The organism is Anoxybacillus eryuanensis (assembly GCF_051200995.1).
Classification (GTDB): domain Bacteria; phylum Bacillota; class Bacilli; order Bacillales; family Anoxybacillaceae; genus Anoxybacillus; species Anoxybacillus tengchongensis.
Genome location: NZ_JBPODS010000013.1, coordinates 1 through 12,969, shown reverse-complemented (window position 1 = coordinate 12,969; position 12,969 = coordinate 1). Strand labels below are relative to the sequence as shown.

18 protein-coding genes, 1 tRNA gene and 1 rRNA gene are annotated in these 12,969 nt (G+C 40.0%); 11 read left to right on the top strand and 9 right to left on the bottom strand.

Annotated features, from left to right (window positions below; all coding sequences use genetic code 11):
• Positions 1 to 38: 38 nt before the first annotated feature.
• Positions 39 to 1,352 carry an ArsB/NhaD family transporter gene (locus HNQ84_RS11645; RefSeq protein ID WP_435622256.1) on the bottom strand — a complete coding sequence of 438 codons (1,314 nt, stop codon included), beginning with the start codon at positions 1,350 to 1,352 and terminating at the stop codon, positions 39 to 41.
• A 34-nt stretch (positions 1,353 to 1,386) separates the two neighbouring features.
• Entirely contained in the window at positions 1,387 to 1,815 is a 429-nt protein-coding gene (locus HNQ84_RS11640) for a hypothetical protein (RefSeq protein ID WP_435622221.1), read from the bottom strand.
• Positions 1,816 to 1,928: 113 nt separating this feature from the next.
• Here HNQ84_RS11640 and HNQ84_RS11635 point away from each other — a divergent pair, with 113 nt between their 5' ends.
• The 4 genes from HNQ84_RS11635 (at position 1,929) to HNQ84_RS11620 (ending at position 4,451) form a co-directional block, all read left to right on the top strand.
• Positions 1,929 to 2,126, top strand: coding sequence for a hypothetical protein (locus HNQ84_RS11635; RefSeq protein WP_032101096.1), 198 nt, complete (start codon positions 1,929 to 1,931; stop codon positions 2,124 to 2,126).
• Positions 2,127 to 2,179: 53 nt separating this feature from the next.
• The gene (locus tag HNQ84_RS11630) at positions 2,180 to 2,692 is read left to right on the top strand and encodes a superoxide dismutase family protein (protein WP_032101095.1); all 513 of its coding nucleotides are present in this window, start codon (positions 2,180 to 2,182) and stop codon (positions 2,690 to 2,692) included.
• Positions 2,693 to 2,784: 92 nt separating this feature from the next.
• Complete coding sequence (locus tag HNQ84_RS11625) at positions 2,785 to 3,285, top strand: Lrp/AsnC family transcriptional regulator (protein ID WP_032101094.1); 501 nt, start codon at positions 2,785 to 2,787, stop codon at positions 3,283 to 3,285.
• Positions 3,285 to 4,451: an aminotransferase gene (locus HNQ84_RS11620; protein WP_435622220.1), complete on the top strand. Its 1,167-nt coding sequence runs from the start codon at positions 3,285 to 3,287 to the stop codon at positions 4,449 to 4,451. Before HNQ84_RS11625 ends, HNQ84_RS11620 begins: the two co-directional genes overlap by 1 nt.
• Before the next feature lie 16 nt (positions 4,452 to 4,467).
• Here the strand turns inward: HNQ84_RS11620 and HNQ84_RS11615 are convergent, their stop codons facing one another.
• Positions 4,468 to 4,833, bottom strand: coding sequence for a helix-turn-helix domain-containing protein (locus tag HNQ84_RS11615; RefSeq protein WP_009362214.1), 366 nt, complete (start codon positions 4,831 to 4,833; stop codon positions 4,468 to 4,470).
• A gap of 130 nt (positions 4,834 to 4,963) precedes the next feature.
• Here HNQ84_RS11615 and HNQ84_RS11610 point away from each other — a divergent pair, with 130 nt between their 5' ends.
• On the top strand, positions 4,964 to 5,308 hold the full coding sequence (locus tag HNQ84_RS11610; RefSeq protein WP_435622219.1) for a CvfD/Ygs/GSP13 family RNA-binding post-transcriptional regulator: 345 nt from the start codon (positions 4,964 to 4,966) through the stop codon (positions 5,306 to 5,308).
• Positions 5,309 to 5,323: 15 nt separating this feature from the next.
• Here HNQ84_RS11610 and HNQ84_RS11605 read toward each other — a convergent pair whose 3' ends face one another.
• The gene (locus HNQ84_RS11605) at positions 5,324 to 5,557 is read right to left on the bottom strand and encodes a DUF378 domain-containing protein (protein ID WP_004892293.1); all 234 of its coding nucleotides are present in this window, start codon (positions 5,555 to 5,557) and stop codon (positions 5,324 to 5,326) included.
• A 129-nt stretch (positions 5,558 to 5,686) separates the two neighbouring features.
• Between HNQ84_RS11605 and HNQ84_RS11600 the strand changes: the two genes are divergently transcribed.
• The 3 genes from HNQ84_RS11600 to HNQ84_RS11590 all read left to right on the top strand — a co-directional run bounded on the left by HNQ84_RS11600 (position 5,687) and on the right by HNQ84_RS11590 (position 8,785).
• Positions 5,687 to 6,847 carry an iron-containing alcohol dehydrogenase gene (locus tag HNQ84_RS11600; RefSeq protein WP_435622218.1) on the top strand — a complete coding sequence of 387 codons (1,161 nt, stop codon included), beginning with the start codon at positions 5,687 to 5,689 and terminating at the stop codon, positions 6,845 to 6,847.
• A 110-nt stretch (positions 6,848 to 6,957) separates the two neighbouring features.
• Positions 6,958 to 8,307, top strand: a complete 1,350-nt coding sequence (locus tag HNQ84_RS11595) for a glucose-6-phosphate isomerase (RefSeq protein ID WP_435622217.1) — start codon at positions 6,958 to 6,960, stop codon at positions 8,305 to 8,307.
• Between the two features lie 73 nt (positions 8,308 to 8,380).
• Positions 8,381 to 8,785, top strand: coding sequence for a YugN-like family protein (locus HNQ84_RS11590; protein WP_435622216.1), 405 nt, complete (start codon positions 8,381 to 8,383; stop codon positions 8,783 to 8,785).
• Here the strand turns inward: HNQ84_RS11590 and HNQ84_RS11585 are convergent.
• The gene (locus tag HNQ84_RS11585; RefSeq protein ID WP_435622215.1) at positions 8,777 to 9,745 is read right to left on the bottom strand and encodes a potassium channel family protein; all 969 of its coding nucleotides are present in this window, start codon (positions 9,743 to 9,745) and stop codon (positions 8,777 to 8,779) included. The two genes, HNQ84_RS11590 and HNQ84_RS11585, sit on opposite strands and share 9 nt — an antisense overlap.
• A 102-nt stretch (positions 9,746 to 9,847) precedes the next feature.
• Here HNQ84_RS11585 and HNQ84_RS11580 point away from each other — a divergent pair, with 102 nt between their 5' ends.
• Positions 9,848 to 10,027, top strand: coding sequence for an H-type small acid-soluble spore protein (locus HNQ84_RS11580; protein ID WP_435622214.1), 180 nt, complete (start codon positions 9,848 to 9,850; stop codon positions 10,025 to 10,027).
• Between the two features lie 29 nt (positions 10,028 to 10,056).
• On the opposite strand, the gene HNQ84_RS11575 is transcribed toward HNQ84_RS11580, so the two are convergent.
• The 4 genes from HNQ84_RS11575 to HNQ84_RS11565 all read right to left on the bottom strand — a co-directional run bounded on the left by HNQ84_RS11575 (position 10,057) and on the right by HNQ84_RS11565 (position 11,548).
• Positions 10,057 to 10,129: transfer RNA gene (locus HNQ84_RS11575), tRNA-Ala, on the bottom strand.
• A 45-nt stretch (positions 10,130 to 10,174) separates the two neighbouring features.
• Entirely contained in the window at positions 10,175 to 10,546 is a 372-nt protein-coding gene (locus HNQ84_RS14320; protein WP_492226403.1) for an HD-GYP domain-containing protein, read from the bottom strand.
• A gap of 17 nt (positions 10,547 to 10,563) precedes the next feature.
• Positions 10,564 to 10,758: an HD-GYP domain-containing protein gene (locus tag HNQ84_RS14315; RefSeq protein WP_492226402.1), complete on the bottom strand. Its 195-nt coding sequence runs from the start codon at positions 10,756 to 10,758 to the stop codon at positions 10,564 to 10,566.
• Positions 10,759 to 10,870: 112 nt separating this feature from the next.
• Entirely contained in the window at positions 10,871 to 11,548 is a 678-nt protein-coding gene (locus HNQ84_RS11565; protein ID WP_435622213.1) for an MgtC/SapB family protein, read from the bottom strand.
• Between the two features lie 48 nt (positions 11,549 to 11,596).
• Between HNQ84_RS11565 and HNQ84_RS11560 the strand changes: the two genes are divergently transcribed.
• On the top strand, positions 11,597 to 12,463 hold the full coding sequence (locus HNQ84_RS11560) for a DMT family transporter (RefSeq protein ID WP_245191164.1): 867 nt from the start codon (positions 11,597 to 11,599) through the stop codon (positions 12,461 to 12,463).
• Between the two features lie 198 nt (positions 12,464 to 12,661).
• Positions 12,662 to 12,969: ribosomal RNA gene (locus HNQ84_RS11555) — 16S ribosomal RNA — on the top strand; the annotation flags it as partial.

Sequence of the window (12,969 nt, the reverse complement as noted above, 5' to 3'; positions counted from 1 at the left end):
ATATGATAAAAAGAAAAAAACGCTCAAAGGCGAGCGTTTTATAAGTAACGAATGAAAATGTAAGCGTGTGAAATCAGTAAAGAAATGAGCGTAAGTGGCGCTCCAATTTTCAGAAAATCAAAGTAGCTAAACCCATGCCCTTCACGTGAAGCGATACCTGCAACGATCACGTTAGCAGACGCCCCAATTAGCGTTCCGTTTCCACCTAAGCAAGCGCCAAGCGCTAATGACCACCATAGTACATCAATTTGTGCTGAATCCGGAGATAGCCCCATACCAACAGCCATATCTTGAATGAGCGGGATCATCGTTGCAACGAATGGGATATTGTCGATCGTTGCAGAAGCGATGCCAGATACCCAAAGAATTAAGTAAGATGCGAAGTGAATATCGCCCCCTGTGACTTCCAAAGCTTTCTCTGCCAAACTTTTAATCAGCCCAATATCAACAAGCCCACCGACGAGTGTAAACAATCCGGCAAAGAAGAAAATGGTTGTCCACTCAACAGAAGCGAATACTTCCTCTAAATCATGCTCTTTTACCCCAATAAGCATCAAAAAGACAGCTCCCGTCATCGCGATGACTGCTGCGTCAACGTGAATGATTGAATGAAGTGTAAAACCTAAAATGGTTAACGCAAGAACGGAAACAGACTTTTTCAATAAAACCGCGTCTTTAATATATTGTTTTTCATCGATTTTCATAAGCCGTTCGATAAGCGCAGTATTCGCTTGGAGACGCTTGCGATAAAAAACGTACAAAATAGCGACAATGACAAGCATAATAATCAAAACAACAGGACCTAAATTAAATAAAAAGTCGTTAAATGTTAAATGTTTATTGGCAGAGCCAATCATAATGTTTGGTGGATCTCCAATTAATGTTGCTGTACCACCAATATTTGAGAAAAGCACTTCAGAAATTAAAAATGGAACAGGCTCTACTTCTAACATACGTGTAATAGAGAATGTAACCGGGACGATTAATAAAACAGTTGTGACATTGTCGAGAAAGGCAGAAAGAACAGCTGTTAGCAATGATAAAATGATTAAAATGTGAATTGGGCTTCCTTTCGCCATTTTTGCAGCTTTGACCGCAACATATTGGAAAAAGCCTGACTTACTCGTAATGCTAACAAGAATCATCATTCCGATTAAAAGCGTAATCGTTCCCCACTCGATATGATGCGTGTACGCTTGATGTAAATCGACGATGCCGAAAATGATCATAAAAGCGGCACCTAATAAAGCAATCACAGCTCGATTCACTTTTTCTGAAATAATGATGGCGTATGTAATCAAAAAGATTGCAATGGCCGCATAATATTGGAAGTTGTTTACTTCATGAGTCATTGCCTCATGCACGATCTGTCATTCCTTTCTTCTTTCAGTTTTTTAGTAGTTGAAGGCAGCTTGGACATTTTAAATGTGTTGTGTCAGCGTTTACATTGCGAACATAAAAAGAAAATCCACATTGTGAACATTCGATTTGTGATAAACGATCGATAAACAGTTTCGTCGATGGCGACCCTTGTTTCGTTGTATCGATCACTTCCACATGCATATGTTCACGTGAGTCATCTTCTGCAAGCACTTGTCCTTCTGTCTCTTCTTTTACACGCCAACCGTGATCTAAAATATGTTGTTCGAGCTGGCTATGAGAAGAGTTTGCTAACATGTCTTCGGCTAATGCCATCAACTGATCATTTGTTAAAGATTCAAATGGAATTTTTTGTTTCTGTTCGTTCCAATACCCCCTCAATTGTGCCTCCGTGAATACAAATGTAATAACTTTGTGGATTACGACGTTTTTCAAACGAATACGCCTCCCCTTTTTTGTTTACGAATCCAATTATATTCCTTTTTGCAAAGTGATACAATTGTCTTTATGATATAATGAGTGAGACGATATATGGAAAGGTTGATCGTATGGCTAACATCATATTTGGATTGTTCCTATACTTTCCGGAAGATAAAACAGAATACATTCCTGCGGCGATTTCATTTACAGCATTTTTTATCGCTGCGGTGTTGACGATGAGGCTGATTATAAAAATTTCAAAGCGTCAAGAGGAAAAAGCGAAACAATTAGAAGAACAGTTGAAAAAACAACAAGTAGACGATTAAATGAACATAGAAGGGGCATAATAAGGGGTAAATATGTAGTTGGGGGGCTTATTGTGCGCCAAGTCATTGTATGTGTCGTTTTATTACTTATAAGCGGTTGTATGGAACAACAAGTAAAAAACGTCAATGTCAATATGATTAATGAAGACGGGGACTCGCTTGGAACGATTAAAATGTCCCAACAACCTCAAGGGGTAAAACTAGATATTGATTTAAAAGGACTTCCACCAGGGGAGCATGCGATGCATATTCATGACAAAGGAACATGCGAACCGCCTGAATTTAAATCAGCGGGGGAACATTTTAATCCAGAAGGAAAAGAACATGGTCTTCTGCATCCAGAAGGGGCGCACGCAGGTGATTTACCGAATTTGATCGTGAAAGAAGATGGAACGGTCAAAGTACAATTCATAGCTCCAAATGTCAATTTATCAGAAGAGAAAAATGGTCTATTTACAAAAGAAGGAACATCCATTGTGATCCATGAAGGGAAAGATGATGGAATGTCTCAGCCAGCAGGAAATGCAGGCAAGCGAATCGCATGCGGTATCATAAAAAAACGGTAGTAGAAAGCGGTGTCGTCTTGCTTCTTTTTTTTTGAAAAAATGCGTGCATTTTTTTCTAAATTATGTGAAAATTTATGACAGGGGGGATTCATATGAAGCTAAGTGAAAAAGAACTTGAAATTGTTGAACTGCTAGAAAAACACGCACGATTGCCGATCGATACAATGGCGAAAATGGTGTCTCTTTCTGTTTCGGAAGTGGAGCATATTATAAAAAAGCTAGAAGAAGCAAAAGTCATTGTGCAATATGCAACGATCGTTGACTGGCGAAAAGTTGATGGGCATGAAGGTGTGACGGCTATGATTGATGTGAAAGTAACACCAAAGCGAGGTGTCGGATTCGATGAAGTAGCAGAACGTATTTATCGCTTCCCGGAGGTCAAATCCGTCTATTTAATGTCGGGTGCATATGATTTATCGGTTGTTATTGAAGGACGTTCCATGTCTGAGATCGCTCATTTTGTTTCTGAAAAATTATCAACGCTTGACTCCGTTATTTCAACGACAACTCACTTTATTTTGAAGAAGTATAAACATGATGGCACCGTATTCGAACAAGGTGATCAAGATCGAAGAATCGTGGTGGCTCCGTGATGCAAAAGACGAAGACGTACGTATCTGATACCGTGTCGCGTTTACAACCATCCGGTATTCGTCGTTTTTTTGATTTAGCAGCAAGCATGGAAGGAGTCATTTCACTAGGGGTTGGTGAGCCAGATTTTATTACCCCTTGGAGTGTACGAGAAGCTTGTATTTTATCATTAGAACAAGGATATACATCATACACAGCAAACGCAGGTTTATGGGAATTACGAAAAGAAATTAGCGATTATTTAGCGCGTCGCTTCGAAGTATTATACGATCCAGCGAATGAAATTATTGTGACGGTCGGAGCGAGTCAGGCGCTTGATGTTTCTCTTCGAGCGATTTTGAATCCGGGGGATGAAGTCATTGTTGTTGAGCCGAGTTTCGTTTCGTACGCACCGCTTGTTGCGTTAGCAGGAGGTGTGCCAATTTCAATTCAAACGAGTGGAAAACATCAGTTTAAGCTTCAGCCTGAACAAATTGAACAAGTCGTGACACCGAAAACGAAAGCATTAATTATTTGTTCTCCAAACAACCCGACAGGAACGGTATTGAATAGGGAAGAGCTGGCACAAATCGCACGCATCGTAGCAAAACATGATTTGCTCGTCATTTCAGATGAAATTTATGCGGAGTTATGTTACGACGAACAATACACAAGCTTTCCTGCCATTGCACATATGCGAGAACGGACGATTTTAATTAATGGATTTTCAAAAGGATTTGCGATGACGGGGTGGCGACTAGGTTTTATCGCGGCACCGAAAGATTTAGCGACAGCCATGTTAAAAATTCATCAATATACGATGATGTGTGCACCAACGATGGCTCAATATGCAGCTATTGAAGCGTTGCAAAACGGAGCAGGCGATGTCGAAGAAATGAAAAAAAGTTACCGACAACGACGCAACTTTTTTGTTCAATCATTAAATGAAATTGGCCTTTCCTGTCATATGCCAGGTGGAGCATTTTATGCATTTCCGTCCATTCAGTCAACAGGCATGACATCAGAACAGTTTGCTGAGCGTTTATTGTTAGAGGAAAAAGTTGCTGTTGTTCCCGGCCATGTGTTTGGAGCAAGTGGAGAAGGATATATTCGTTGTTCATATGCATCATCGCTCGAACAGCTGCAAGAAGCCATTCGGCGCATGAAGCGATTTCTTGAGCGGCTGTAAAGAAAGCTGACAATCGTCAGCTTTCTTTATTGTATTTGAGTTCATATAACATTTGCATGACGCGCAAAAAATCTTCCTCGCTAAATTCTTTTGCTTTTCGTAAAATGAGTTTTGCGCGCTTAATGCCAATTTCTTTAATTAAGTATTCAATTTCTGGGTCGAGACTAGACGAATTGGACAAATCTGCCCGTTCTAACAATTCTGATGCAGGAACATCGAGTGCAGTACAAAGTTTTAAAATCGTTGGTGTGTCAGGAACTTGCTCACCTGACTCATATTTTTGAATCGTCGCTACCCCCACACGAACTTTCATCGCCAATTCTTGTTGTGACATATTTCGCTGTTCACGGTACATGCGAATATTTTCACCAATTGTGCTCATTTATTCTCCCACCTCTCCGAAATTCGTTTACATGTTTATCATACCATGTTCTGACTTATACTCACCTACAAAATTAACACTTTTTAAGCGAATTATGTTACAATTTTTCAAAAAACGAGGAGTGTTTCATTTGAATTGGAAAGAGGGTGCGATCGTTACTGGCATTGTCACAGGAATACAGCCATACGGTATATTTGTATCGCTTGATGAACGAACACAAGGGCTTATTCATATTTCGGAAATTACCGATGGGTATGTAAAAAATATTTATGACTATGTAAATGTAGGGGAGTCTGTTCGGGTAAAAATTATCGCTATTGATGAAAAAACAAAGCGAATTAGCTTATCGTTACGGGACGTCGATCATGACACAACACATATCGAGACCCCTTCAGGATTTCAACCGTTAAAAATCCAACTTGAAAAATGGATTGCGGAAGCTAAGAAAAAATACAACTCACCGAACGATCGGTGAGTTGTTCGTTTATGTTTATGTTCTTGACATTTTTGGCTCTGTACGTCCGAGCTCTTCCGTCGGTTTAAACAGAAGTACGAGATTAATGAGCCCTGCAATGCCGACGAGAGCATAAACAATGCGAGCAAATGCTGATGCTTGCCCACCAAAAATGGCTGCAACAAGATCAAAGCGGAAAAAGCCAATGAGCCCCCAGTTAAGTGCTCCAATAACAGTAAGCAGTAGTGCGATTCGTTGTAACGTACTCATGTTCATCCTCCTTTAAAACATCGTATTCATTTATAGAATGAATCATTGTTAGAGAAGTATACATAAAAAATACAATTTTCTTTACTTATTTGTTTCTTTTGGAAATAATGAAAGGAAGGAGGGATCAACATGGAAAATTTCGTTTTTCATAATCCAACGAAATTAATTTTCGGTAAGGGACAAATTGAGCAATTGAAGAAAGAACTCACTGCGTATGAACATATTTTAATTGTATACGGTGGGGGAAGTATTAAGAAAAACGGAGTATATGATGATGTCGTATCCATTTTGCGTTCATTGAACAAGTCTTGGTCGGAGTTAGGAGGAGTTGAGCCAAACCCACGTTTATCTACGGTGCGAAAAGGTATTGACATATGTCGTAAAGAAAACGTCGATTTTATTTTAGCGGTTGGTGGCGGAAGTGTCATTGATTGTGCCAAAGCGATTGCCGCAGGAGCTTTATACGATGGGGACGCCTGGGATTTTATTTCGCGAAAGACAACGGTCCAGCAGGCTCTCCCGCTCGGGACGGTATTAACGTTAGCTGCGACAGGTTCAGAAATGAATGCAAATTCTGTTATTACCAATTGGGATACGAAAGAAAAATACGGTTGGAGTAGCCCAGCTGTTTTTCCACATTTTTCAATTTTAGATCCTATATATACAACAACTGTTCCGAAAGATCATACAGTATATGGCGTTGTTGATATCATGTCACACGTATTAGAACAATATTTCCATCATGCCCCAAATACACCACTACAAGATCGAATGTGTGAAGCGATTTTACGAACGGTTATTGAAACAGCACCAAAACTTATCGAAGACTTAAAAAATGTAGATCATCGTGAAACGATTTTATACTGTGGAACGATGGCTTTAAATGGGATTTTACGCATGGGGCTACGTGGCGATTGGGCAACGCACAATATTGAGCATGCTGTATCAGCGGTGCACGATATTCCACATGCAGGTGGACTATCTATTTTATTCCCGAACTGGATGAAACATGTGCTTGATGAACATGTCGAGCGGTTTAAGCAACTAGCTATTCGCGTGTTTAACGTGTATCCAGAAGGGAAAGGAGACCGTGAAATCGCGTTAGAAGGAATTGAAAAGCTTCGTGCATTTTGGAATAGCTTGGGCGCTCCGAGCCGATTAGCCGATTATGACATTGGTGAAGACTCATTGCCACTTATCGCTGAAAAAGCAATGGCATTCGGGCCGTTTGGCAATTTTAAAAAGTTGCATCATCACGATGTCATGACGATTTTACAAGCCTCGTTGTAAAGTGCGAAAAATGTCATAATGAATCCGTTTACATCATTTCTGTCAACTTGATTCTCGCTAATTGTTTCGCTAAAGTGAAAGAGGATACTATCATTGAGGAGGAAACGTACATGACGCATATTCAGTTTGACTATTCAAAAGCGTTGTCTTTTTTCGGTGAACATGAGCTAATGTATTTGCGTGACGCAGTAAAAGTAGCACATCATGCGCTTCATGAAAAAACAGGACAAGGGAACGACTTTTTAGGATGGATTGATCTTCCTATCGCATATGACCGAGAAGAATTTGCTCGCATTCAACAAGCAGCGAAAAAAATTCAAGAAGACTCTGATGTATTGCTAGTTGTCGGCATTGGTGGCTCTTATTTAGGCGCTCGTGCAGCAATTGAAATGTTGCAACATTCATTTTACAATGCGCTTCCAACAGAAAAACGGAAAACGCCACAAATTATTTTCGTTGGTAACAATATTAGTTCTACATATATGCGCGATGTCATGGATTTACTTGAAGGGAAAGATTTTTCGATCAATGTCATTTCGAAATCAGGAACGACGACAGAACCTGCAATTGCCTTTCGTATTTTCCGCAAGCTTCTTGAAGAAAAATACGGAAAAGAAGAAGCGCGTAAACGCATTTACGCAACAACAGACCGTGCGCGCGGAGCGTTAAAAACGTTAGCGACAGAAGAAGGATACGAAACATTTGTCATTCCAGATGATGTCGGTGGGCGCTACTCCGTTTTAACAGCGGTTGGATTATTGCCGATTGCTGTAAGTGGGGCGGACATTGAAGCGATGATGAAAGGTGCGGCACAAGCGCGCGAAGATTTCAGTAAATCGGAGTTAGAGGAAAACATCGCTTATCAATATGCTGCGGTGCGTAACGTGCTATACAACAAAGGAAAAACAATTGAAATGCTCATTAACTACGAGCCAGCATTACAATATTTTGCGGAATGGTGGAAGCAATTGTTTGGTGAGAGCGAAGGAAAAGATCAAAAAGGTATTTTCCCAGCTTCAGCAAACTTTTCAACAGATCTCCATTCATTAGGTCAATACGTGCAAGAAGGACGTCGCGATTTGTTTGAAACAGTGCTAAAAGTAGAAACGCCGCGTCATGAGTTAACGATTGAGGCAGAAGATAACGATTTAGACGGTTTAAATTATTTAGCAGGAAAAACAGTCGACTTTGTCAACACAAAAGCGTTTGAAGGTACATTGTTGGCGCATACAGATGGAGGTGTACCGAATTTAGTCGTTACACTGCCGCGATTAGATGAATATACGTTTGGTTATCTTGTTTATTTCTTTGAAAAAGCGTGCGCCATGAGTGGGTATTTACTTGGAGTTAATCCGTTTGACCAACCGGGTGTTGAAGCGTACAAAGTGAACATGTTCGCCCTCCTCGGTAAACCGGGATATGAAGAGAAAAAGGCAGAACTTGAAAAACGCTTGAAATAATCCAAAAAGAGCTTTCCTGGGTGCAGGGAAGCTCTTTTTTTGGACATAATAAGCAAGAGGAGGAGTGATCAAGATGATTGAAATTCCGTCTAGATTAGAAGGAAAAACGTTTTTGTTAAATGTGTTAGAACAACAATTAAAACCGCTCGGTTACGTAATCGGTGGAAATTGGGATTATGATCACGGTTCGTTTGATTATAAAATGGCGGATGATGTTGGATACCAGTTTTTACGAATTCCATTTATTGCGATAGATGGACAGCTCGATTCGTATGGGGCGACGGTTGAACTGAAGCGACCATACGTCTTATGTCATAAATATCAGCGCGGATTAGACGACAACGTGCATATTGGAAATGTGACTGCGTCGTTTAATCAGTTTTCTGAACCAGAAGACCCGGATGCAACGGTGCCTAATCAATATGTAGCCATGGCAAAAACGCTCGTAAAAGATTTAGAGGAGCGGTTACTACGCTAGTACAATAAGTTCGTCTGTCGATTGAATGATCGTATGCGATGGAGGATTAATTGAGACGTATTGATCGTTTGCAATACCGATAAGCAATACGTCTTCTTTTTTTAATTCGTTAAGTATCGCTGCAAAAGACATACCGATCCATTCATCGCGCACAGTTAAACGTTTCATCGGATGTTTTTTGAATTCCTCAATATCGTTTAACACACTTGGAGATGAAAGACAATTTGCCATTAAAAAGCTGATCCATTTGTTTGTCTCAATAATTTTATCTGCTCCAGCACGTTTCGCATTATCGACTTGTGGTGTGGTCAATATTTCTACAACGGTATATACGGATGGATGAAGCGCTTTAACTGTCAAAAGGGTGACGATAGATGCTAAGTCAGCATCGACTTCATTTTTATGTTGATTGGCGGTAATGATGACGGTGTGAGCTTCAAACACGTTTGCTTTTTCCCATATATCGTCATGAGTCGGATTTCCTTTAATGAAATGAATATGTTTTGGCACATCCCAACGTTTTAGTGTCTCATCGATGACGAGACATGGCATGTTAGTAGGCATAAGTGCAAGTAGTTGACGAATGCGCTCATTCCAGCCAACTAAAATGACGTGTCCGTCTTTTGTATACGGCAATTGTCCAACGGATAAGGCGTTTTCTTTTGTAATAGCCTTCGTGGATAGTGTTACAAAATAGGCTGAAACAAATGCGGTACCAAGCAAAATGAGAACGATAGCGACAAATTTGCCACTTATTGTTTTCGGTACGAAATCGCCATAGCCGATTGTTGTTGTTGTAATTAATGCCCACCATATACCATCAAAAATGGTTGAAAATGTTTTTGGTTCAACGATATGAATAGTGACCCCGAATAAAAAAATAATGGTTGTAATTGTTAAAATAATGCGTACGAGCGGAGAAAGCCGCCAATATGAAGCGAGAAATTCATACCATCTCATTTATTTTCCCTCCTGTTTTTATCATTGTAGACGAGATGGGGCGATTTCTTACATATTTTTCTCCATAAAAACAAACGATATAAACGAAAGGAGGGATGGTGAGTGGATATGAATCGTGTGAAACAAATTGTTTCTTCCCCAGATGATATTCGTGTTTGTTACCATGGACAATCGGTTTGGATTGATGGGTACGATGAAGCCAACCGAACAGCGACCGTACATATGCGTGGCCGAGACTATGAACGTCACATCGTTCCGATGGAAGAATTAACAGAGGAGTAAAAAACCCTTGCATCGCAAGGGTTTTTTTATGGAGCATACCGGGCTCGAACCGGTGACCTTCGCGCTGCCAGCACGACGCTCTCCCAACTGAGCTAATGCCCCTTTCTCTTTTATTGTAAAAACATTTTGTTTTTTCGTCAATGGATATTATGAGATGCTCGGGATTGTTTGTATGATCGTTTCTGTGTTTTGTTCAATTGGAATCACATGATTTTCCATCCATAACAAAAAGGAAGTTGTCAATCGTGGATCAAATTGTGTACCAGCTCCTTTTCTTATTTCCTTATAAGCGTCCTCCCATGTAAGAGGTGCACGATATGGTCGAATACCAGTCATCGCTTCGAGTGAATCGGCCAAAGCTACGAGACGAGCAAAAAACGGAATATTCTCTCCTCTCTTTTTGTGTGGGTATCCTTTTCCGTCCCATCGTTCATGATGATATAAAACGATATGGGAAATTTCAGGTGAAACATGATAATGTTGTAATATATGTATGCCAAATAGCGGATGTTTTTTTATTTCAGCAAATTCTTCTTCTAATAACTTCCCTTTTTTGTTAAAATATGAGCGGGAACGTGCAATTTGCCGATATCGTGAATGAGTGCTCCAAATTGAAGCTCACGTTTTTCTTCATCGGCTAATTTTAAAAACGAAGCTAAAGATAGAGCAATTTTTGTCACGCGATATGAATGAAGAAAAGTGAGCTCGTCCTTTGCTGAGAGTTGACGCATAAGAAAGCAAAGCTCCATATTTTTTATAATAGAGGACATGTAGTTCGCCACCTATTTGATTTGAGTGTAAGTTTCACCATATATGCTAGTTTAAATGATAATGATTTTCAAGTTAAAAGTTCTCGATATCCACCCCACGAATAGCAGGAATTTGATGAATAAACTCGTATACATCTGTTGTTGCTCGTTTTTGATCGACAGATACTTTCAATTCAACGAAGTGGTTCCCGTTATCTAAATCTTTAATGCGCACGGTTTTAATGCGAATATTTTGTTGTTTGATGACTTGGATTACGTCTGAAATTTTGGTTGCGTCTAGTACGATCAGCTTGACAAGAAGCTCTTTTTCCCTTAGTTGTTTTGGACCAAAAACAGCTGTTACGAGCGGGATAAGCTCGACGCTAGCGATAAGAAAGACAACACCGAGAATGGCTTCAATATAAAAATTTGCTCCGACAGCAACGCCGACACCCGCCGCTCCCCAGATGAGCGCAGCAGTTGTCAAACCAGAAATGCTGTCGTTTCCGCGACGAAGAATAACACCTGCTCCGAGAAAACCGATACCTGATACAATTTGGGCTGCGAGGCGAAGCGGGTCCATGTTAATATGTTCGGCTTTTGGAAATGTATATGCTGATTCGATTGATACGATTGTTAGTAAACAGCTCACAATCGAAATGACAAGACATGTTTTGAGACCGACTGGCTTTCTTTTTAGTTCTCGTTCCAAACCGATAATAAGTCCAAGGATGGCAGAGATTCCAAGTTTCATAAACACATGAGCATCCACGAGACATTCCCCCTTTTTTCAATAAGTATATTCGAAAGGATGATGGGCATGAAAGCATATATTGCATTAATTATTGGGGCATTTTCAATTTCTACATCAGCTATTTTTGTAAAATTTACAGATGCTCCATCAGCCGTTACAGCTTTTTATCGTCTTTTTTTTGCAGTTGTTTTGATGACACCGCTGTTTGTTGTAAGGCACAGAAAAGAAACGAAAGGGATGAATCGAAAAGATTGGGTTTTCGCTACCCTATCTGGAACGTTGCTTGCGTTTCATTTTATTCTTTGGTTTGAATCACTTCGTTACACATCAGTTGCAAGTTCAGTTGTTTTAGTGACATTGCAACCATTATTCGCTTTTGTTGGTGGGTTTATCTTTTTTAAAGAAAAAATGACAATAAGTGAATGGGTAAGTGCGCTACTTGCGATTGTAGGTAGTGTCATTATTAGTTGGGGGGATTTTCGAATAAGTGGCAAAGCCCTTTATGGAGATATGCTTGCATTAATAGCATGTGCTATGGTAACAGGTTATTGGCTAGTTGGTCAACATTTACGAAAGCAACTTTCTTTAATTACATATACGTATATCGTCTATGGTATTGCTTCTATTGTATTAAGTGGATATGTAGTATTGTTTCGATATTCATTTTTTTCATATGATTTGGATGACTGGAGTTATTTTATTTTGTTAGCTGTAATCCCAACATTGTTTGGTCATTCTCTTTTTAATTGGGCGATGAAATGGGTAAATGCTGCAATGGTGTCGATGGCTATTTTATTTGAACCGATTGGAGCAATTGTATTAGCTTATATATGGCTAGGTGAAAAAATTTATTTATCGCAAGCAATCGGCTCTTTTTTTATCATTGTGGGAATAGGAGTGTATATGTTCGGAAAACATGTAAAAAGAATTTAAAAAAAGTGGTTGCATTTTAAAAAAGAACGTGTTATATTTTAAAGCGTCGCTGTTATAGTGCGACAATAAAAAATATAAGAAAATTGTTCTTGACACAAAAAAAGCGATATGTTAAATTAAAAAAGTCGCAAAAAAAAGTAAAGATGTTCCTTGAAAACTGAACGAAGCGAAAAGCGTACAAAAGCTAAGGATAACTTTTCTTTGGAGAGTTTGATCCTGGCTCAGGACGAACGCTGGCGGCGTGCCTAATACATGCAAGTCGAGCGGACCAAATAGAAGCTTGCTTCTATTTGGTTAGCGGCGGACGGGTGAGTAACACGTGGGCAACCTGCCCTGTAGACGGGGATAACACCGAGAAATCGGTGCTAATACCGGATAACACGGAATGTCGCATGACGTTTCGTTGAAAGGCGGCGCAAGCTGTCGCTACAGGATGGGCCCGCGGCGCATTAGCTAGTTGGTGAGGTAACGGCTCACCAAGGCGACGATGCGTAGCCGACCTGAGA

What these genes read in the sequence shown, in the direction of transcription:
- HNQ84_RS11605 (WP_004892293.1), bottom strand. Translation starts at nt 5,557, where the DNA reads ATGAGTACGTTACAACGAATCGCACTACTGCTTACTGTTATTGGAGCA.
- HNQ84_RS11635 (WP_032101096.1), top strand. Translation starts at nt 1,929, where the DNA reads ATGGCTAACATCATATTTGGATTGTTCCTATACTTTCCGGAAGATAAA.
- HNQ84_RS14315 (WP_492226402.1), bottom strand. Translation starts at nt 10,758, where the DNA reads ATGCGTCAACTCTCAGCAAAGGACGAGCTCACTTTTCTTCATTCATAT.
- HNQ84_RS11585 (WP_435622215.1), bottom strand. Translation starts at nt 9,745, where the DNA reads ATGAGATGGTATGAATTTCTCGCTTCATATTGGCGGCTTTCTCCGCTC.
- HNQ84_RS11625 (WP_032101094.1), top strand. Translation starts at nt 2,785, where the DNA reads ATGAAGCTAAGTGAAAAAGAACTTGAAATTGTTGAACTGCTAGAAAAA.
- HNQ84_RS11645 (WP_435622256.1), bottom strand. Translation starts at nt 1,352, where the DNA reads ATGACTCATGAAGTAAACAACTTCCAATATTATGCGGCCATTGCAATC.
- HNQ84_RS11595 (WP_435622217.1), top strand. Translation starts at nt 6,958, where the DNA reads ATGACGCATATTCAGTTTGACTATTCAAAAGCGTTGTCTTTTTTCGGT.
- HNQ84_RS11590 (WP_435622216.1), top strand. Translation starts at nt 8,381, where the DNA reads ATGATTGAAATTCCGTCTAGATTAGAAGGAAAAACGTTTTTGTTAAAT.
- HNQ84_RS11560 (WP_245191164.1), top strand. Translation starts at nt 11,597, where the DNA reads ATGAAAGCATATATTGCATTAATTATTGGGGCATTTTCAATTTCTACA.
- HNQ84_RS11620 (WP_435622220.1), top strand. Translation starts at nt 3,285, where the DNA reads ATGCAAAAGACGAAGACGTACGTATCTGATACCGTGTCGCGTTTACAA.
- HNQ84_RS11600 (WP_435622218.1), top strand. Translation starts at nt 5,687, where the DNA reads ATGGAAAATTTCGTTTTTCATAATCCAACGAAATTAATTTTCGGTAAG.
- HNQ84_RS11615 (WP_009362214.1), bottom strand. Translation starts at nt 4,833, where the DNA reads ATGAGCACAATTGGTGAAAATATTCGCATGTACCGTGAACAGCGAAAT.